The 19,102-nt window shown below is 74.2% G+C and carries 15 protein-coding genes; 9 read left to right on the top strand and 6 right to left on the bottom strand.

From position 1 onward, the window contains the following. Positions 1-148: 148 nt before the first annotated feature. Positions 149-2,536: a SpoIIE family protein phosphatase gene (locus ACIA79_RS19930; protein ID WP_399429623.1), complete on the top strand. Its 2,388-nt coding sequence runs from the start codon at positions 149-151 to the stop codon at positions 2,534-2,536. A gap of 54 nt (positions 2,537-2,590) precedes the next feature. Here the strand turns inward: ACIA79_RS19930 and ACIA79_RS19935 are convergent, their stop codons facing one another. Continuing rightward, positions 2,591-3,451 (bottom strand): alpha/beta fold hydrolase, encoded by an 861-nt coding sequence (locus ACIA79_RS19935; RefSeq protein WP_399429624.1) that lies wholly within the window; start codon positions 3,449-3,451, stop codon positions 2,591-2,593. Positions 3,452-3,778: 327 nt separating this feature from the next. Further along, complete coding sequence (locus ACIA79_RS19940) at positions 3,779-4,270, bottom strand: hypothetical protein (RefSeq protein ID WP_399429625.1); 492 nt, start codon at positions 4,268-4,270, stop codon at positions 3,779-3,781. 188 nt (positions 4,271-4,458) lie between these two features. On the opposite strand from ACIA79_RS19940, the gene ACIA79_RS19945 reads away from it, so the two are divergent. Continuing rightward, positions 4,459-4,665, top strand: coding sequence for a cold-shock protein (locus tag ACIA79_RS19945; protein WP_399429627.1), 207 nt, complete (start codon positions 4,459-4,461; stop codon positions 4,663-4,665). A 335-nt stretch (positions 4,666-5,000) separates the two neighbouring features. On the opposite strand, the gene ACIA79_RS19950 is transcribed toward ACIA79_RS19945, so the two are convergent. Continuing rightward, positions 5,001-7,235 carry a heavy metal translocating P-type ATPase gene (locus tag ACIA79_RS19950; protein ID WP_399429655.1) on the bottom strand — a complete coding sequence of 745 codons (2,235 nt, stop codon included), beginning with the start codon at positions 7,233-7,235 and terminating at the stop codon, positions 5,001-5,003. Between the two features lie 239 nt (positions 7,236-7,474). On the opposite strand from ACIA79_RS19950, the gene ACIA79_RS19955 reads away from it, so the two are divergent. Then, positions 7,475-8,497 carry a hypothetical protein gene (locus ACIA79_RS19955; protein ID WP_399429628.1) on the top strand — a complete coding sequence of 341 codons (1,023 nt, stop codon included), beginning with the start codon at positions 7,475-7,477 and terminating at the stop codon, positions 8,495-8,497. A 30-nt stretch (positions 8,498-8,527) separates the two neighbouring features. On the opposite strand, the gene ACIA79_RS19960 is transcribed toward ACIA79_RS19955, so the two are convergent. Further along, positions 8,528-9,358 (bottom strand): alpha/beta fold hydrolase, encoded by an 831-nt coding sequence (locus ACIA79_RS19960; protein WP_399429629.1) that lies wholly within the window; start codon positions 9,356-9,358, stop codon positions 8,528-8,530. A 592-nt stretch (positions 9,359-9,950) separates the two neighbouring features. Between ACIA79_RS19960 and ACIA79_RS19965 the strand changes: the two genes are divergently transcribed. Then, the gene (locus ACIA79_RS19965; RefSeq protein WP_399429630.1) at positions 9,951-10,121 is read left to right on the top strand and encodes a hypothetical protein; all 171 of its coding nucleotides are present in this window, start codon (positions 9,951-9,953) and stop codon (positions 10,119-10,121) included. A gap of 224 nt (positions 10,122-10,345) precedes the next feature. On the opposite strand, the gene ACIA79_RS19970 is transcribed toward ACIA79_RS19965, so the two are convergent. Next, positions 10,346-10,501, bottom strand: a complete 156-nt coding sequence (locus ACIA79_RS19970) for a DUF6131 family protein (RefSeq protein WP_399429631.1) — start codon at positions 10,499-10,501, stop codon at positions 10,346-10,348. A gap of 921 nt (positions 10,502-11,422) precedes the next feature. Between ACIA79_RS19970 and ACIA79_RS19975 the strand changes: the two genes are divergently transcribed. Both ACIA79_RS19975 and ACIA79_RS19980 read left to right on the top strand, forming a co-directional pair. After that, on the top strand, positions 11,423-12,076 hold the full coding sequence (locus ACIA79_RS19975; RefSeq protein WP_399429632.1) for a hypothetical protein: 654 nt from the start codon (positions 11,423-11,425) through the stop codon (positions 12,074-12,076). Next, positions 12,073-12,702, top strand: coding sequence for a hypothetical protein (locus ACIA79_RS19980; protein WP_399429633.1), 630 nt, complete (start codon positions 12,073-12,075; stop codon positions 12,700-12,702). The genes ACIA79_RS19975 and ACIA79_RS19980 overlap by 4 nt, the downstream gene beginning before the upstream one ends. A gap of 250 nt (positions 12,703-12,952) precedes the next feature. Here ACIA79_RS19980 and ACIA79_RS19985 read toward each other — a convergent pair whose 3' ends face one another. Next, positions 12,953-13,870, bottom strand: coding sequence for a S1 family peptidase (locus ACIA79_RS19985; protein ID WP_399429634.1), 918 nt, complete (start codon positions 13,868-13,870; stop codon positions 12,953-12,955). A 1,134-nt stretch (positions 13,871-15,004) separates the two neighbouring features. On the opposite strand from ACIA79_RS19985, the gene fusA reads away from it, so the two are divergent. The 3 genes from fusA to ACIA79_RS20000 form a co-directional block, all read left to right on the top strand. After that, positions 15,005-17,155, top strand: a complete 2,151-nt coding sequence (fusA, locus tag ACIA79_RS19990; protein WP_399429635.1) for an elongation factor G — start codon at positions 15,005-15,007, stop codon at positions 17,153-17,155. 173 nt (positions 17,156-17,328) lie between these two features. Next, a complete protein-coding gene (locus tag ACIA79_RS19995; RefSeq protein ID WP_399429636.1) occupies positions 17,329-17,847 on the top strand; it encodes a hypothetical protein in 519 nt (172 codons plus the stop codon). 674 nt (positions 17,848-18,521) lie between these two features. After that, on the top strand, positions 18,522-19,102 hold a 581-nt coding region (locus tag ACIA79_RS20000; protein ID WP_399429637.1), incomplete at its 3' end, for a HAMP domain-containing protein.

Genomic DNA, 19,102 nt, shown 5'->3' on the forward strand with positions numbered 1-19,102 from the left:
GCCCTTTCCGGCTGCCCGGTCCGGCCGCCCCTCCGCAGCCGGACCGGCCGGGGCGCGCCGCCCCGCTGCGCCGGGACAACACGCGGCCCCGCCCTGGGGGACAATTTCCCCAGGAGGGGGGTGCGATCCTGCGGCAGCGAGGAGTGCGATGGACCCCTTCAGCGGCGTGGTGACCGTCCTGCTGGACAGCGAGGGGACCGTACTGCGATGGTCCCGGGCCGCTGCCGCACTGCTGGACCGCCCGGCGGCGGAGGTCTGCGGCCGGCCGCTGCGGGAGCTGCTCGCCTCCCAGGGGGACCCTTACCCCGCGGAGCCGGCTGACGGCTCCGGCGCGGTCATCGCCGGACAGGCCGCCCTGCGGCACCGCTCGGGCCGCACCGTCGAGGTGGTCCTCCAGGCGCAGCGCCTGGACGGCAGCACCGACGTGCTGCTGCTGGTCGCCCCGCTGGAGAGCGGGCACGAGCGGAACGCCTCCCTGGCCGGGACGCTGCTCCACCAGGACGTGCTCGGCATCTGCGTCTGCGACACCGCACTGACCGTCGCCCGCAGCAGCCTCGACCCCGCCCGGATCCCCTGGGTCCGGGCACGGGTCACCGGCCGCCCGCTGACGGACCTCCTGGCCCCGGAGGACGCCGAGAACACCGCGGCGATCCTGCACCGGGTGCTGCGCACCGGTGTGCCGGTGGCCGGGCTGGAACGGTGGGTGCGCGCGCCCGGCCCCCCGGAGCGGCGGTGGGCCCTGTCCCTGTCCGCCTTCCGGACCGAGGACGCGGCCGGCCGCCCCGACGGCGTCGTGGCCGTGCTCACCGACATCACCGAGCACCTGTGGGCCCGCAGGTACCTGGACCTGCGCCACGAGGCGGCCGTCCGGATCGGTGACTCCCTGGACATCACACGGACGGCGCAGGACCTGGTGGACGTCCTCGTCCCCGCCCTGGGCGACCTGGCCTGGGTCAGCCTGGCCGAGCCCGTGCTCTCCGGCGACGACCCGCCGAAGCTGGCCGGGGCGGGGGACTGGCACATGTACCGGGTCGCCGTTGCCTCCACCGGACCATGGCCCGCCGGCCTCCCCGCCGCGGGCACCATGGGCCCCCCGGTGCCGGACGCGCCCCTCATCAACAAGGTCCAGAACGGCGAGACGGTCGTCGTCACCGAGCGGGCCGACGCCCTCGCCATGGTCGAGGACCATCCGGAGCTGCGGTCCGCGTACATCCCCGAGGGCGGGCACACCGCGGTGGCGGCCCCGCTGTTCGCCCGCGGTCTCGTCCTGGGAGCCGTCGTGGTGTGGCGGATCGAGCAGCCGGGCGCCTTCGACCAGGCGGACGCCGGACTGCTGACGGAGATCGCCACCCGCGGCGCGCTCAGCGTGGACAACGCCCGCCGCTACACCCGCGAGCACCGCGCGGCGGTCGCGCTCCAGCAGCGGCTGCTGCCGCGCCCCACCACCGACACCCCGGCGGCGGTGACCTCCGGGGTGTACCGCCCCGCTTCCGGCGGTGTCAGCATCGGCGGCGACTGGTTCGACGTCATCCCCCTGCCGTGCCTGAGGGTCGCCCTCGTCATCGGGGACGTGGTGGGCCACGGACTGCACGCCACCGCCACCATGGGGCGCATCCGGGCCGCGATCCGCACGCTCGCCGAGCTGGAGATGGAGCCCGACGAGGTCCTCGCGCACGTCGACGACCTCCTCCAGCAACTCGCCCAGGAGGCCCCCCGCGGACAGGCGGAGACGCTCGGAGGATCGTGTCTGTACGCGGTGTACGACCCCGTCGGCCGGCGGTGCTCCTTCGCCAGCGCGGGACATCCACCCCCGCTCACGGTCACGCCGGACGGCTCCGTGGCGACCCTTGCCGTCTCGCCCGGTCCGCCGCTCGGCGTGGGAGGCATGCCGTTCGAGGTCACCGAGATCGAGCTGAGCCCGGGCAGCGTCCTCGCCCTGTACACCGACGGCCTGATCCGCCGCGGCACCGAGGACCTCGACACCGGCACCGACCGGCTCGCGGAGGCACTGGGGCGCCTGGTCCCGTCGGGCAGGACCCTGGACGAGGCCGGTCACCACCTCCTCACCCACATGGCGGGTGACGCCCCGCCCCGCGACGACATCGCGCTCCTCCTCGCGCGTACGCGCGCCATCGCACCGGACCGGGTCGCCTGCTGGGAGTTCCCGGCCGATCCCGGCGCGGTGGCCGGCGCCCGGGAGGCGGTCGCCCGCCGGCTGACCGCCTGGGGGCTGGACCACCTGGTCTTCACGACCGAACTCCTGGTCAGCGAGCTGGTCACCAACGCCGTCCGCTACGCCGGCGGGCCCATCGGCGTACAACTCCTGTACCAGGGTGTACTGGTGTGCGAGGTGTCGGACCCGAGCAACACCCAGCCGCGACTGCGCCGGGCGCGCAGTACGGACGAAGGCGGGCGGGGCCTGTTCCTCGTGGCCCAGTTCACCACCCGCTGGGGCTGCCGGTACGGACAGTCCGGGAAGACGATCTGGGCCGAGCAGTCCCTGGCAGGAGCCGACGGCTCCACCGCCCGCGGGTGAACCGGGCGGACCGCGCCGGGGACCGGCAGCCGGCCGGGCGGTGCCGCCGCTTGCTCACCGGCGGCCCGCCAGGAAGCCGGAACAGAGGCGGTTGAAGAGCTCGGCGCGCTCGAACTGCACCCAGTGGCCGGTGCCGGCGACGGTGTACAGGTCGCAGTCCGGCATGCGCTCCGCCAGCATCCGCCCGCCGCGCGGCCGGTTGACCCTGTCCCGCGTGCCCCACAGCACCAGGGTCGGCACCGGCAGCCGGCCCAGGCGCCTGTCGCGGGTGAGGTCCGTACGCCACACCGTGCGCAGCGCGCCGCGGCCGGAGGGGCGGCGCAGCGGCGGGGAGGCCACCACTTCCGGGTCGATGCTGGCCCGGTACCGGTCGTCGACGTCCTCGTCGGAGATGTCCGTGGCGTCGAGGACGAGGTACTCGCGGATGAACCTCTCCAGCTTCGGGCGGGACGGGCCGTCGCCCGCGTAGTAGTTCAGCAGCGCCGACAGGCCGGGGGTCGGCAGCGAGCGGGTGGTGCCCACCCCGCCGGGCGCCAGGAGCACCATTCTGTCGAGCCGTTCGGGGGTGTCGAGCGCCATCCGCAGGGCGCAGGCGCCGCCGTAGGAGTGCCCGACCAGGTGGGCGCGGTCGAGACCGAGAACGTCGAGCAGTCCGCGGACCGCGCCGGCGAGGTACCCGAAGGGATCGCTCCCGTCGACCCCCTTGGTGCTGCGGCCGTAGCCGGGCAGGTCGGGCACGATGACCCGGAACTCCTCGGCGAGCGCGGCGATGTTGCGGTGGTACGCGGCCACGCCGGAGGTGCCGGGCCCACCGCCGTGCAGCAGCACCACGGGCGGTCCCTCACCCGTCTCCGCGACGAAGATCTTCTTTCCGGCGACGTCGAGCAGGGATTCCTGCAGGGGCTGCGGGGCCAAGGGTTCCTCACGCGTTCGTACGGGCGGACGGGCGGGCAGCGGTGCCGGCTCGGGCCGGCAGCGCCGGCGGGCGGACGCGTGCCGGCGAGCGGCCCGCGGACAACTCACCGGCCCCGGCCCCAGGGTGACGGTTCACCGCCCGGCCCTCCACCCCGGCGGCCTCTTTCGCCGTCCGTGTCCCGGAACGTCTCGTACGAACCACGGAACCCGTCGCACGACGTGCCCGGTGAGCGGCTGGGTCCGCGCAGCGCGGCGCGTGCCTGCGCGTGTCGGCGAGGATGCGTGACGACCGCGGGTGCGACCGCCGGGTGCCCCCGCAGCCCGGCGCTACGGAATCAGCTCGCTGAGCACGTCGAGTGCCGTCTCCCACCAAGGGGCGGCGCCCGTCCCGAACGCGGCGGCGAGGGCGGTCCCGACGGCGACGTCCTGCGCCGACACCTGCGCGGTGCCGTCCCAGTCGTCGATCACCTTGCCGTCCCCCGACGAGTCCAGCTCACCGATCCCGCGCCCGTTCCGGAGCAGCCTGCTCTCACCGTAGGAGCAGGGCACGAGGCGGTAGCGCGTGCCGCCGACCCTCGCGTCGACGCGGTACGAGCGCCGGGAGAGGCGGCCCTTCGCGGGGGTGATCCGCGCGGGTTCCCCGTCCACGGTGAGGGTGAGGCGCGCACGGTCGCGCGTGCCGATGGGGATGTGCTCGTCCGGCTTCTCGTCACCCGTTCGGGCGAGCCGTACGCGGGGCAGTCCGCTTCCGGACACCTCGACGACACCGGCACGGTGGTCCAGCCGGACGCGGGCGGGGCCCGGGGTGTTCTCGTTCATGCTCGGGTTCTTGCTCTCTGTGCCGACAGTGCGTCGAGGTTAGCCCGTGCGGGTGAGGACACCGCCGGCGGGGACGGGTGAGATCCGCGTCGATGGGGTATGCCTGGTCCAGGCACCACCCGGTGTGGGGGTGCCTGCGCCGGTCCGGGCCCGGACCGGGGCGCTGGTGACTGACATGAGGAATTCGTATGGCGAGCGGCACCGTGAAGTGGTTCAACTCCGAGAAGGGCTTCGGCTTCATTTCCCAGGACGGGGGAGGACCGGACGTCTTCGCCCACTACTCCAACATCACCGGCATGGGGTACCGGGAGCTGTTGGAGGGCGAGAAGGTGACGTTCGACGTCAGCCAGGGCCAGAAGGGGCCCCAGGCGGAGAACATCGTTCGCAGCAGCTGAATCCCCTTCATGCGATCGCCCCGGCCGGCGTGACCGTGCCGACAGCCGCATCCGCGGGCCGGTGGCGACGCTCGTGTGCCGGGCCCCCGGACCCCGCAGTGAGGTCTGTGTACGGGCCCGGCGCCGACGACCGGCCAGCGTCCGGCGTCACGGCGCGCCCCGCCCCGAAAAGGTGACGACGGGGGCTCCTCGGCGGCTGGTCACCGCTGTGCCGGTCCTCCTGAAGGCCGGGGTCCCGCTCCAGCGGGCGGGCCGAAGCACCGACGTCCACCGCGAGTACCGACGTCCACCGTAAGCGCCGACCACCGGGAGCGCCGGTGCCTGCGGTGCTGACGTCAGGCGGCTGCGCGGAAGCCCCGCAGCCGCAAGCTGTTGCCGACGACGAAGACCGACGAGAACGCCATCGCCGCACCGGCGATCATCGGGTTGAGCAGCCCGGCCGCGGCCAGCGGCAGGGCCGCCACGTTGTACGCGAAGGCCCAGAAGAGGTTCGAGCGGATCGTGCCGAGCGTGCGTCGCGCGAGGCGTATGGCGTCCGCGGCCGCCCGCAGGTCGCCGCGTACGAGCGTGAGGTCCCCGGCCTCGATGGCGGCGTCCGTGCCCGTGCCCATGGCGAGCCCCAGGTCCGCCTGGGCGAGCGCGGCCGCGTCGTTCACGCCGTCCCCCACCATGGCGACCGAACGGCCCTGCGCCTGGAGGCGCTTGACCACGTCCACCTTCTCCTCCGGCAGGACCTCGGCGAACACCTCGTCGATGCCGACCTCGGCGGCCACGGCCTCCGCCACCGCGCGGTTGTCCCCCGTCAGCAGGATCGGCGTCAGCCCCAGCGCGCGCAGGCGGCGGATCGCCTCCGGGCTGGTGTCCTTGACCGCGTCCGCGACCTCCAGGACCGCGCGCGCCTCACCGTCCCAGGCGACCACGACGGCGGTGCGCCCGGCCGCCTCCGCCTCCGCCCTGGCCCGTACGAGCGCCTCGGGAAGTTCCAGCGCCCGGTCGGCGAGCAGCTTCTCGCGGCCGACCAGGACCGCGTGTCCGTCGACGACGCCCTGGACACCCAGTCCGGGGACGTTGGTGAACTCTTCGGGGGCGGGCAGGGCTCCGGCGCGCTCGGCCGCGCCGGCGGCCACGGCACGGGCGACCGGGTGCTCGGAGGCGTGCTCCAACGCGCCCGCCAGGCGCAGCACTTCGCGCTCGTCGGTGCCCTCGGCGGTGTGCACGGCCAGCAGGGTCATCCGCCCGGTGGTGACGGTGCCCGTCTTGTCGAGGACGACCGTGTCGACCGCGCGGGTCGACTCCAGCACCTCCGGGCCCTTGATCAGGATGCCGAGCTGGGCGCCGCGTCCCGTGCCGACCATGAGGGCGGTCGGCGTGGCGAGGCCCAGGGCGCACGGGCAGGCGATGATCAGTACGGCCACGGCGGCGGTGAACGCGGAGGTCAGGCCGGCGCCGTTGCCGAGCCAGAAGCCCAGCGTGGCGAGCGCGAGGCCGATCACCACCGGGACGAAGACGGCGGAGATCCGGTCGGCGAGGCGCTGCGCGGCCGCCTTGCCGTTCTGGGCGTCCTCCACGAGACGGGCCATGCGGGACAGCTGCGTGTCGGCGCCCACACGCGTCGCCTCGACGACCAGCCGGCCACCGGCGTTGAGGGTGGCGCCCGTGACGGAGTCGCCGGTCCCGACCTCCACCGGGACGGATTCGCCGGTGAGCATGGACGCGTCGACCGCGGAGGACCCCTCGACGACCGTGCCGTCGGTGGCGATCTTCTCGCCCGGGCGCACGAGGAAGCGGTCCCCGACGGCCAGGTCCGCGACGGGCAGGGTCACTTCGCGGCCGTCCCGCAGGACGGTGACGTCCTTCGCGCCCAGTTCGAGCAGGGCCTTGAGCGCCGCGCCCGCCTTCCGCTTGGAGCGGGCCTCGAACCAGCGGCCCGCCAGGATGAACGCGGTGACGCCGGCGGCGGCCTCCAGGTAGATGTTCCCGGCGCCGTCGCCGCGGGCGACGGTGAACTCGAAGGGGTGGGTCATGCCGGGCGTCCCGGCCGTGCCGAAGAACAGCGCCCACAGGGACCACAGGAACGCCGCCGAGGTGCCGACCGAGATCAGCGTGTCCATCGTCGCCGCGCCGTGCCGCGCGTTGGTCCAGGCGGCGCGGTGGAAGGGCCAGGCGGCGTAGGTGACGACGGGTGCGGCGAGGGTGAGGGACAGCCACTGCCAGTACTCGATCTGCAGGGCGGGGACCATGGCCATGGCGATCACGGGAACGGAGAGGACCACGGCGGTGATCAGGCGGTGCCTCAGGGACCGCAGCGGATCCGGCTCCGCGGCCGGCGCCGGTCCCGCGCCCGGCCCGGGTCCCGATCCGGAACCCGGTAGCGCCGGTGTCGCGGCCGGGGCCGGCAGGTGCGCCGTGTACCCGGTGGCCTCGACCGTGGTGACGAGGTCCTGGACGGAGACGTCCTCGTCGCGGTAGGCGACCTTGGCCTTCTCCGTGGCGTAGTTGACCGTCGCGGTGACGCCGTCCATCCGGTTCAGCTTCCGCTCGATGCGGGCCGCGCAGGAGGCACAGGTCATGCCGCCGATGGCGAGTTCGACCTCGGCGGTGCCGACCGTCGTCGTGGCGTTGTTCACGGGTGCTCCTCGCAACTCGGGTGCTCTACCCCCCGGGGGTATCAGCTCGGTGTTCCTGTATACCCCCACCCCGTATGCCTGGGCAAGTGATGATCTCGCTTGACTTTATACCCCCTGGGGGTATCTATTGTCGGTGGTTGAACGCAACGTCATCCGGCGCGCACCTGCAAAGGAGTTCGGTCATGAGCACAGGTCTCAAGGTCACGGCCTTCGCGGCGGCACTCGCCGTCGCGTTCGGGGCGGCGTACGGGGTGGGCGCCAGCCTGGGCCCCGTGGTCGCGGGGGGTGAGCGGCCCGCGGGCGGTGGAGGGGCCGCGCAGGCGGAGCACGCGGCGGCCGGGGGCGGCGAGGCGGCCCTGCCCGACGGTGTGCTCGTGTCCCGGGCCGGCTACTCCCTCGACCTGCGCACCCCCACCCTCCGCGCGGGTGCGCCCGCCGAACTGCGCTTCGCCGTACGGGACGAGCGCACCGGCCGCAACGTCACGGCGTTCCGCCGCGAGCACGGCAAGGAACTGCACCTGATCATCGCGTCCCGCGACCTGACCGCATACCGGCACCTGCACCCGGCCAGGGCCGCCGACGGCACCTGGTCCACGCCGGTCCGGCTGCCGGAGGCCGGCGGCTACCGCGTCTTCGCGGACTTCCGGCCCGCGGGGGAGGGTGCTCCCGGCTTGACGCTCGGCGCCGACCTCGCCGTCGCGGGGACCTCCGTGCCGGATGCGCTGCCACCGCACAGCGCCACGGTCACCGTGGAGGGGTACCAGGTGCGTCTCCAGGGTGGCCTCACCCCCGGCGCGGGCAGTCGGCTGACGTTCGCCGTGAGCAGGCGGGGGGAGCCCGTCACGGACCTGGAGCCGTACCTCGGCGCGTACGGGCACCTCGTCGCCCTGCGCGCGGGGGACCTCGCGTACGCGCACGTCCACCCGAACGGGGAGCCCGGGGGCCGCGCCACGCGCCCCGGACCCGGTATCTCCTTCACCGCGACGGCTCCCGGCGAGGGGGTGTACCGCCTGTTCCTCGACTTCCGCCACGGGGGCGAGGTCCGCACGGCGGCCTTCACGGTGCACGCCGGCGGGCGGGCCGCCGCTCGGCCGGCGGAGGCGAGTCAGGAGGGCGGAGAAGAGCGTGAAGGGCGCGGGGAAACGCTTCAGGGAGAGCGCGGAGCGCGGGAAGGGGGCCCGGAGTCCGGGGGGCACGCGCACTGACCGGGCCGGACCTGCTCGCCGCTGGCGGTCTCAGTGGCCGAGCGCCTTCATCAGGAGCCGCGCGAACTCCGCCGGGTGCTCCGTGCAGCCGACGTGCCCCCCGGGGAACTCGGTGATGCCGGTGCCGAGCGACCCCGCCAGCCGCTTCACCGGCCCGTACAGGGCCTCCTGCTGCCGGGAGTCCCGCCCCGCGGCCAGGACCAGCCGGTCCGCGGCGCGGCTCAGGGCGGCGACGTCCGGGACGGTGGCCGAGAAGGGGCACAGGACGCGCTCCAGGAAGACGGGCAGGTTCGCGTGCATGCGCGGAGCCATGTCCCTCAGCTCCGGGGGTAGTTCGGTCGCCCGCTCCGCAGGCCGCTCGCCGAGTCCCTCGCTGAAGCGCGCGATCGCCGCGCCCGCCCCGCGTGCCCGGGAGATCTCGCGCACCTCCGCGAACAGCGCCCGGTGGGGCGCGGGGTCGTCCAGGAGCTCCAGCAGGGGCGGCTCGTGCGCGACCGCACGGCGCAGGCGGCCGGGGTGCCGGGCCAGCAGGTCGAGCGCGACGATGGCGCCCGAGCTGCTGCCGAAGACGTACGCCTCCTCGTCCGGCGCCAACAGGTCGAGCAGCCGGCGGGTGTCGTCGCTCCACACCTCCACCCGCTGGTCGGTGAGCGGTCCGTCGAGAGAGCTGCGGGACAGCCCGCGCGGATCGAAGGAGACCACCGTGAACGGGCCGGCGGCCAGGACGGGCGCCATCGCCTCGTACAGCCCGGCGTCGGCGGCGCCGCCCGGTATGAGCAGGAGCACCGGGCCGCTGCCGCGCTGCTCGTAGTGGAGGGTCGCGCCCGGCACGTCGAGCGTGCCGGTCGTGGGGGTGGACATCGATGGGTCCCCTCTGGTCATGGCGTACCGGCCGCGCAGTGCGCGCGACCAGCTTGCCTAATTCTATTAGGTTAGAACCTAATAGCTCTAGGGAAGCGGGTCGAGCGCGGAGCGATGCCCTTGGCAGCGGGCAGAGGGGCGCGGGTGTTCCGGCGGGAGGGGGCGGGGGTGTTCAGGCCCCGGGGTGTCGGAGCGGCCTGCTTGGCAAGGGGGTCCGGAGGCGCCCGTGGGCGCGCATCGGGACGCACGACCGGCGGAGAGGCGGTGTCGCAGGGCACCCGGGATGCCGTGCGGCACCGCCTCTCCTCGTCCGGTCACGGCTGGAGGCGTCCGTCCCGGCACGGCACGCGTGCCCTCGCCCACCGCCCGCATACTCCGCCGTACGGCTGATCGTCTGTCAGGCCGCCGTGCGCCGGGCCGCCGGTCCATCGGCCCGCCGGCCATCAGTTCGTGGATCCGTCGGTCTGTCGGTCGGCCTTCAGCTCGTCAGTCCTACCGTCCGCGGGCCGCACGGACGCGCGCACCCCGGCGCGGAGTCTGCGTCCCGGCCGACGGGGCATACGGGCACCAGGACACGACGAAGGGAGTGGCCATGCTGGCCATAGCCGCAGCGGTGTTGTTCTTCATCGCCTTTCTCATCAACGCCGCCGAGATCACCACGAACGAGGCCTTCTCCTCGGGGAACGTCATGTTGCTGGGCCTGACCCTCGTCGCCCTGCACCTTGCCGGTGTCGGCGCCGGCTGGCGGGCCGGCCGACGCTAGGAGGTGTCTTGCCGATCAGGCCGGCCTGATCGGCAGGACACCCTCTGGCACCGTCGTCGGCAGCGCGTCCGGCGGCCGTGCCGTTGCTCGCCGCAGCCGTGCTTACGCACGTGGTGACGCCGGCCCGGCCGCGGGTGCGGCCGGGCCGGACAGCGTGCCCCGTTGTGTGATGGCGCGGTCGGTGGGCCGGGCCGGGACGTAGCTGCGGAAGAGCAGCTGGAAGGTCACCAGTAGTGGCGGCGTCCGCCGACCGCGTGGCCGATCGCTCCCAGGATCCAGAGGACGGCTCCGATGACGACCAGGACGACCCCGACCGTCCAGAGGATGGAGATGCCGGCCACCAGGCCGATGATGAGCAGGACGACCCCGAGGATGATCATGACGTCCTCCGATCTCGAGGATTACCCCACCACAAGAGTAGGCGCACCTCGGGGCGGCGGCTCGCCGGACGGCGGTCAGCGGACGAAGGCCCTGTCGCACCACGCGGTGATCGACGGGTCGGCCACCCCGCGGGAGGCGCGGCACACGTGCTCCATGCCGTGAGCGGAACCGGATCGCGGTGGCCTGGGCAGCGGCGGCGGGACGAGCCGGGGCGCGGGCGCCGTGCGCTCGGGGGTCCTGGTCCGTTCGGCCGCCCGGTGCCGGCCCGGCGCCTCCCCGCCCGCCGTCCTCCGGCCTGCCTTCGTCCCCTGCCCTGCGGTCGTCCCGCGTCCGGCCGTCGTTCCCCGTGCCGACTCCCCGCCCGGTGGCCGTGCTGCCGGGCGCCGCGGGCCGCTCCCGTCCGTGCCGGGCTCCCCGCGGCGGGCCCGGCCCCCCGCCGCCGACGGCGCACCGGGCCGGCCGGCCGGGCCCGTCGTCGCGAGCACCTGCCGCGCCGGGGGCTCCGCCGGCGGCCGCCAGGTCACCGGAGCGGGGGCCGGACCGCCTGCCGGTGCCGGGCGGTTGGGCGGGGGGACGGCGGCGTGGGGTACGGACACACAGCCCGCTGTTCCGAGGAGAACGGCGGCGAGCACGGCCCGGGCCGCGCGGGCGGCGGAGGCGGCGCGGGTCGCGCGGGCGGCGAGGGCGTGGGACAGGACGAGCGGGCGCATCCGACCACCATCACGCACGGATCCCGTACCGCACCGGTGCTCCGCGTCCCCGCCACCGGCACGAGTGACCCGGGGAGGCGCGACGGCGACGCGCCGGGGGCCGCGGGGCGCCACCGCCCTGAGTGTCCGTCATGCCGTTTGTCCCCCGGAATCGCGGCAACCTGCCTGACGAACACCCTTTGGGCACACCCGGATCGAGGGAAAACAGTCATGTCCACTGTCCTGATCGTCGTCGCCCTGGTCGTGTTGGTGGCCCTCGTGGGCGCGGCGCTGTACTGGAGGAGCCGGTCCCGCAACGACCTGCGGCGCCCCGCGCTGCAGAAGCGCTTCGGGCCCGAGTACGACCTCACTCTCGCGCGTCACGACGGCAACCACGAGGCGGCCGACCGCGAACTCGCCGGGCGGGTCGAGCGGTACGGCCACCTGCGGCCGCGGCCGCTGACCGGCGAGGAACGGGAGCGCTACGAGACCCGCTGGGCCGAGCTGCAGCAGCGGTTCGTGGACGCCCCGCGCGAAGCGGTCGCGGAGGCGGGCGAGCTGCTGGCCGGGCTGGCGGAGGAGCGCGGCTACCCCGCCGCCAACGCGTACGAGGAGCAGATGGCCGCGCTGTCCGTGCACCACGCCCACAGCCTCGACGCCTACCGCCGCGTGCGCCGGGCAGCCCGTCCGGAAGGGACGGGCGCGAACACGGAGCAGCTGCGCACGGCCCTGCTCGAAGCCCGTCAGCTGTTCGAGGAGCTGAGCTCCGACCGGCCGTGCCACCAGCGTCGCGACGCACGGCGCCACGAGGTGGAGAACGGCCGCCACCACCGTCCGTCGCACCTGCCCCGTTCGCTGAAGCCGAAGGGAAGTGGAGTCCGATGAGCCTCGACCCCGCCCAGGTACCGCAGAAGGGGACGCCGCCCACCCCCGGGCAGTCCCGGTCCGTACAGCCCCTTGCCGGTCGCTCGGCGGCCGACCCGGGCCGGCCCGCGGGCGCCGGCGCGGACGGCGGCGTGAACCCCGCCGTCGACGGCGGCGCGGACCCGCCCCGCGTGGTCCACCCCGTCCACCCCACACCGCCGCAGGACACCTCGCGGCCACCCCAGGACACCTCGCGGCCGTCCCAGGACGCCTCGTGGCCGGCCGAGGGCCACGGTCCGGCTGACGCGGGCGCCGCACGGCCGGCCGCATCCCCTCGCTCCGCCGGCGCGGCGGACACGACGACCGGGACGTCGGCCCGCTCCCTGGTCGCCGACGGCGAGCGGGAGGCGCTCGAACGGCGGATCCAGCACGCCATGACCGAATTCGTCGACGATCCGCGGCGCGCCGTGCAGGAGGCCGCCGGGACGATGGAGGAGGCCGCCGAGCGGCTGACCAGCGCCCTGGCGGAACAGCGCCGGAAGCTGCGCACGGCATGGGACGGCGGCGACCGGGCGCCCGACACCGAGCAGCTCCGCGTCACGCTGCGGGAGTACCGCGACATGACCGACCGGCTGCTGCGCCTCTGAACCGAAGGACACGGCCCCCTCGGCGCCCCCGCCCCGGTCCGCACCTCGCGGGTCCGGCGGGGGCGCCGTGCCGTGGGGCCGCCGGTTCGCGTGCCGGCCGCCCCTCGTACGGTCGGGACGCGAACCGGCGGCCCGCAGGACGCGGACCGCCGGAAGCGCGGTGCTGTCGTGGTGCGGAGCCGTCAGGGCATACCTGACGGTGCGCGCCGCAAGCTCCGGGGCCACCGCCGGACGGCCCCGGAGCGCGGTGCTAGAAGACGCTCACGCCGTACGCGCTCAGGGCCTCGGTGACCGGCTGGAAGAAGGTGGTGCCGCCGGAGGAGCAGTTGCCGCTGCCGCCCGAGGTCAGACCGAGCGCGGTGGTGCCGGAGAAGAGGGCGCCGCCGCTGTCGCCGGGCTCGGCGCAGACGTTGGTCTGGATGAGGCCGTAGACGACGTCGCCGTTGCCGTAGTTGACGGTGGCGTTGAGGCCGGTGACCGTGCCGCTGCGCAGGCCGGTGGTGCTGCCGCTGCGCTGCACCGACTGGCCGACGGAGGCGTTCCCCGCCCCCGTGATGTCGCGGTACGAGCCGTTGTAGAGGTACACGCGGCCGTCCGCCGCCGAGGCGTTGGAGTGCCGGATGATGCCGTAGTCGTTGCCCGGGAAGCTGGAGCCTGTACGCGTGCCGAGCACGGCGGTGTTGGCCGAGTTGGTGTACCAGGTGCTGCCGCTGTTGGTGCAGTGGCCGGCCGTCAGGGCGTAGTAGGTCGAGCCGCTGCGGACGTTGAAGCCGAGTGAGCAGCGGCCGCCGCCGGCGTAGATGGCCTGCCCGCCCGCGATGAGCTTGTTGAACGTGCCCGGGGTCCGCTTGACCTCCAGGGCCTCGCTCCGGCTGCCGAGCGCCTTCTTGATCTTGGCCAGCTCGCCGGCCGAGACGGTGGAGTCGGCGGTCAGGACAAGCTTGCCGGACGCGGAGTCCGTGTACCACGCGGTACCGGGGACGTCGGCTCCCAGGACCGCGTCGCTCGCCGCGGCGAGCTGGGCGGTGGTGGCGCGGGGCGCGGGGGCCGAGTCCGCCGCGGCGCTCGGAGCGGCAAGCGCGGCGGCGGTCAGCAGGGCCGAGGCCACGGCGGTCAGCCGCAGGCCTCTCGCGACGCCACCGTGGGGGGTGAAGCGCTTGATGTTCACTGCATCCTCCATGGATGTCGAGGACCCGTTGGGTGTGCGGGCCCACCAGCGGCCGCCGACAGGTGCCCGACGGGACGGCTCTCCGTCATGGGCCTGACAAGCGGTCGATACGGATCCTGTCCTCCGCTTGGGCGCGGCAACAGAGCGGCTTTCGGTCGCGCTACGCGCGTTCAACGGGTACGTGGACCCCGGCACCGCCACCGGGCGCTCGACCGGACGTGCGTTCCGCTTCCCGTCCGTCCCGCCTCGGCACCGTGGCTGGCTGAAAGGTGACGGGGCGTGGGATTTGCCTTCGGCAAAGGGTGCGGGTCCGGTCCGGGGCCGCTGCGGTCACCGTACGAGCAGTTCAGTGTTCAATAAATGGATGTGTTGCTGTAGTGGCGTCAGCAACCACAGGTGACGCATGAGGTGCCGGCCGCCCGCGCCGCCACGGACGCCATGGCCGGATCCGTACCGTCCGCCCCACGTGGCGAGAGCGGGGGCCTGCGTCACTCGCGGCCGGCCGCCGAGGCCGCCCTTATGCCGTGATCGCTCCGATTCGCACCCGGGCGGGCCGTGGCCTGATCACGTCCCTTGCGCCCCGGGCAGAAAATTGCGGTGCTCCTGGCAAAGGCCCCTCATTACACTCGCCTTCGTGACGCTGCCGCAGGGAGAACTGCGCTGTGCAGTGCGCGTTCCGACACCGAAGAGGGGGCCCGACCGTGCGAGCATGCACCGCTGTCGTCGTCCCCCGGCCCCGGTACGACGTGATCCCGGTGTCCTGCCGGCTCCGGTGACGGCTGCGCGGCCGTCACCGGATGTCCGCGACGAACACCTGGGGCGTGGCGCCTGACACGCCCGGCCTGCCACCCGGCGCCTGTTACGCGGTGCCGGCTCCCGGCACCTGGCGTCGGATACCTGACTCCTGACGTCTGACGCCTCGACAGCCGGCGATCGGCGACCGGTGGCTGATGCCCGAAGCCGTACGCCTCGCTGCGAGACATCGGGGAGCCGTCACGTCATGACGCCGGGTGTCTCCACGCCCGGTGTCCGGCACCCCGCGGCCGGAAGCTCTTCAGCCCGGTCGTTCCTTCCCGGTTCGTCCCGGAAATCGCGCCGCCTTCTACCTCTCCACAGCACCGAAAGGCTCGGGCCGTGCGCACCGACGACCGCAAGACCTCCGCCACACCACTCACCCGCGTCCGCAATCTCGGCATCCTCGCCCACGTCGACGCCGGGAAGACCACCCTCACCGAACGGATCCTGTACGCGACCGGGGCCACCCACAAACGGGGCGAGGTCCACGACGGCACGACCGTCACCGACTACGACCCCCAGGAGCGCGATCGCGGGATCACCATCTCCGCCGCCGCGGTCAGCTGCACGTGGGACGGTCACCGGATCAATCTCATCGACACCCCCGGTCACGTCGACTTCTCCGACGAAGTGACCCGTTCCCTCAGGGTGTTGGACGGAGCGGTCGTGGTGTTCGACGCGGTCGCCGGAGTGGAGCCGCAGAGCGAGGCCGTATGGCGCCAGGCCGACCGTCACGGGGTCCCCCGGCTCGCCTTCGTCAACAAGCTCGACCGCGCCGGCGCGGACCTCGACACCGCGGTCACGTCCATCCGGGAACGCCTGCGCGCGGTCCCGCTGGTCGTCCAGCTGCCGGTGGGACGTGAGGACGGCTTCACCGGGGTGGTCGACCTGCTGCGCATGCGCACGCTGCTCTGGGGCGCCGACGGCGACCCGTACGGCGAAGGCCCCGTACCCGAGGCGCTGGGGGAGGAGGCGCGCCGGCGCCGGCGCCTGCTGGAGGAGACGGCCGCCGAGCTCCACCCGGCCGCGCTGGAGGAGTTCTGCACGCGACCGGAGGTCTCCGCGGAAACCCTGGCCACGGCTCTGCGCGACCTCACCCGCAGTGGTGAGGGCGTGGTGGTGCTGTGCGGTTCGGCGTACCGCAACCGCGGGATCGAGCCGCTGCTCGACGCCGTCGCGGCGTACCTGCCGTCGCCCGCCGACGTACCGCCGGTGCGCGGCACCCTCGGCGACACGGTGCAGGAGCGGAGCGCCGACCCCGGTGCGCCGCTCGCCGCGCTGGTCTTCAAGGTGCAGGCGACCGCCACGGGCCGGCTCACCTATGTACGCGTGTACGCGGGGACGATACGGAAGGGGGACGCGGTGCTGGACATGGGAGCGCGCCGCGGTGAGCGCATCGGGCGGATCCTGCGGGTGCAGGCCGACCGGCACGCCGAGGTCGACGCGGCGTCGGCCGGGGAGATCGTCGCCGTGGTCGGACTGAAGACGGCCCGTGCGGGGACCACACTGTGCGCACCCGCGGCTCCGCTGGTCCTGGAGCCGCCCGCGGCCGCCGATCCGGTCGTCTCGGTGGCGGTGGAGGCCCGCAGGAGCCTGGACGCCGACCGTCTGGCGTCGGCGCTCGCGCGGCTGGCCGAGGAGGACCCCTCCCTGACGGTGCGGACCGACCCGGAGACGGGGCAGACGGTGCTGTCGGGGATGGGCGAGCTGCACCTGGAGGTCGCGGTGGAGAAGATCCGTCGCGCCCACGGTCTGGAGGTCGGCGTCGGACAGCCCCGGGTGTCCTACCGCGAGGCGGTCGCCCAGGGCGTGCGGGGCCTGGTGTACCGGCACGTCAAACAGGACGGAGGCGCGGGGCAGTTCGCCCACGTCGTGCTCGACGTCGAGCCGCTGGACGAGCACGCCGACGCCGGTGCTGCCGACGCCGACGCCGACGCGGCCGGCGGCTCGGTGGCCCGCCCGGCCGGCCGTGCCGAGGGCGGCTTCGCGTTCCGGTCCGCCGTCGTGGGCGGGCGCGTGCCGCAGGAGTACGTCCGCGCGGTCGAGGCCGGCTGCCGGGACGCGCTGGCCGAGGGCCCCCTCGGCGGCCACCCGGTGACCGGGGTGCGCGTCACCCTGACCGACGGGGCCACCCACTCCAAGGACTCCTCGGAGATGGCCTTCCGCACGGCCGGCCGGCTCGCGCTGCGCGAAGCGCTGCGCGCGTGCGCGATGACGCTCCTCGAACCGGTGGCCGAGATCACGGTGACCGTGCCCGACGACTTCGTGGGCGGGGTGCTCGGCGACCTGGCGGCACGGCGCGGCCGCGTCTCGGGATCGACCTCCCGGGCCGGCACATCGGTGATCACCGCCGTCGTGCCGCTGGCCGAGCTCTTCGGCTACGCGTCCCGGCTCCGCGGCCGCAGCCAGGGCCGCGGGACCTTCACCACCCGCCCCGCCGGTCACGCGCCGGTGCCGGCGAACGTGACCCGGCAGGTGCTGTCGCGGTAGCCCGCCCGCGGCGCCCGCGCCGTCACCGGCCGGGCCGGCCCCGCCCCGCACGGGCGGGCCGGCCCGGCCTTCCGCGGTGGTGATCGGCACTCGCACGGCGCTGTTAGGGTGACGTGCGCCCGTCAACAAGGGCGCATCCTTTCGTACTTTCCAACGCTCAACGGGGGTTGAACGTGAAACTTCGGCATGTTCGCGCTGTCGCCGTCTTCGGTGTCGTACTCGTCGCGCTGACCGGCGCCCGGGGTTCCGGCGGTGGCGGCTGCGGCAGCAGCCACGGGTCCAGCAGCAGCAACAGTGACAGCTCCAGCTCCGGCGGCTCCCAGGGCAGCGACGGCAGCAGCAGCTCCGGCACCGGTGGAGCGTCCGTCCCGGGCGGCGGCTCCGGTGCGAGCGCGGCCGAGCGCGACGTGCGCGTCGACGACTGCCGGATGGACGCGGCGGGCAAGAATTTGATCGCGAAGGTCACGGTCACCAACGACGACGCGCTGGACTACAGGTACGACGTCACCCTGCAGTTCAAGGGCGACCTCGGCGGCGCGCCGGTCACCAGGGCCGTCGCGAAGGTCGACGACCTGCTGGTGCCCGCCTCCCAGTCCCGTACGGGCGAGGCGAGCACCGCCTACCTCGGGGACGGCGACGGCTCCGAGTACAAGAAGTGCGAGGTCGTCAACGCCTCGCGGGTGACGAGCTGAGGTCTGCGGTGCACAGGGCAGCGGATGCGAACGCGAGCCGGCCGTACTCCTGCTTGTGGTGCGGCCGCCTCTTCCAACCCCGCGGCCGGGGCGTGCTGCGGCGGTACTGCAGGCGCTCGCACAAGTGGCGCCGCCGCTTGTCGGACCTGATCGAGGTACTGAGCGGGGCGGCGTAGCGGCCCCGCGCCCGCCCTGCCCGTTTCCCGTTATCGCGCCGCCCCCCGCGTGCCGTCCCTCCGGGGGCGCGCTCCGTACGGGGGCGGCGAACCGCGTTCCGGCCCGCGCCGGAAAGCCCGCGCCGGAAAGCCTGCGCCGGAAAGCCTGCGCCGGAAAGCCTGCGCCTTGAGGCGCCCGTCGGCCCCGGCACGGCCAGGGGAGCGGCAGCACCCACCGGCCCCGGCCGGCGCACGAAGCCCCCGCCCGGGAATTCACTCCCGGGGACAGGCATCGAACCCGGGAAGCGGGGCGCGAGCCGACGGTGGGCCGCACGCCGTGTACCGGGGACGAGCGTCCGCCTGCACCGGCCGGACCGCTCCGGAATAGGATCCTCGTGTTCCGGACACTGCGGAGGTTCGAATCCAGCCGCAATTGCCCGGTATCCCGCACCGCGGTTAATCTTCGCCGGATTTGCGACACACGCCTACGGTGCCGTTGACGGAACGAGGTTATGGACGATGACTGAGACCCCGGTCAGAAACCCGCAGCCCGCACGCGGAACCGCTGAGGGAGCGGGGACGGACGCCGTGGGAGAACCGGAACTGCGGGAGCTGCTCGCCGGGCTCACCGCCGTGCGCGACGGGGACTTCGGGACCCGGCTGCCCCACCAGTCCGACGGCCTGCTGGGGGAGATCGCGACCGTCTTCAACGGCATGGTGGACCAGCTCTCCTCGGTCACGTCGGAAGTGACGCGCGTGGCACGGGAGGTGGGCAGCGAGGGCGCCCTCGGCGGCCAGGCGCACGTGCCCGGCGCCTCCGGATCCTGGGCCGACCTCACCGAGTCCGTCAACGCCATGGCGGGCAACCTCACGGGCCAGGTGCGCTCGATCGCCCAGGTGGCGACCGCGGTGGCCCGGGGCGACCTGTCGCAGAAGGTCCAGGTCGACGCGCGGGGGGAGATCCTGGAGCTGAAGGAGACCATCAACACGATGGTCGATCAGCTTTCGGCGTTCGCCGGTGAGGTGACGCGTGTCGCGCGTGAGGTGGGCACGGAGGGGCGTCTGGGCGGTCAGGCCGACGTCAAGGGCGTGTCGGGTAC

The organism is Streptomyces sp. NPDC051310 (assembly GCF_044455245.1).
Classification (GTDB): domain Bacteria; phylum Actinomycetota; class Actinomycetes; order Streptomycetales; family Streptomycetaceae; genus Streptomyces.

Bases quoted from the DNA above. Each gene is read 5' to 3' on its own strand.
- ACIA79_RS19955 (WP_399429628.1), top strand. From the start codon at position 7,475: ATGAGCACAGGTCTCAAGGTCACGGCCTTCGCGGCGGCACTCGCCGTC.
- ACIA79_RS19965 (WP_399429630.1), top strand. From the start codon at position 9,951: ATGCTGGCCATAGCCGCAGCGGTGTTGTTCTTCATCGCCTTTCTCATC.
- ACIA79_RS19940 (WP_399429625.1), bottom strand. From the start codon at position 4,270: ATGAACGAGAACACCCCGGGCCCCGCCCGCGTCCGGCTGGACCACCGT.
- ACIA79_RS19970 (WP_399429631.1), bottom strand. From the start codon at position 10,501: ATGATCATCCTCGGGGTCGTCCTGCTCATCATCGGCCTGGTGGCCGGC.
- ACIA79_RS19945 (WP_399429627.1), top strand. From the start codon at position 4,459: ATGGCGAGCGGCACCGTGAAGTGGTTCAACTCCGAGAAGGGCTTCGGC.
- ACIA79_RS19930 (WP_399429623.1), top strand. From the start codon at position 149: ATGGACCCCTTCAGCGGCGTGGTGACCGTCCTGCTGGACAGCGAGGGG.
- ACIA79_RS19975 (WP_399429632.1), top strand. From the start codon at position 11,423: ATGTCCACTGTCCTGATCGTCGTCGCCCTGGTCGTGTTGGTGGCCCTC.
- ACIA79_RS19950 (WP_399429655.1), bottom strand. From the start codon at position 7,235: ATGACCTGTGCCTCCTGCGCGGCCCGCATCGAGCGGAAGCTGAACCGG.
- ACIA79_RS19960 (WP_399429629.1), bottom strand. From the start codon at position 9,358: ATGTCCACCCCCACGACCGGCACGCTCGACGTGCCGGGCGCGACCCTC.
- ACIA79_RS19980 (WP_399429633.1), top strand. From the start codon at position 12,073: ATGAGCCTCGACCCCGCCCAGGTACCGCAGAAGGGGACGCCGCCCACC.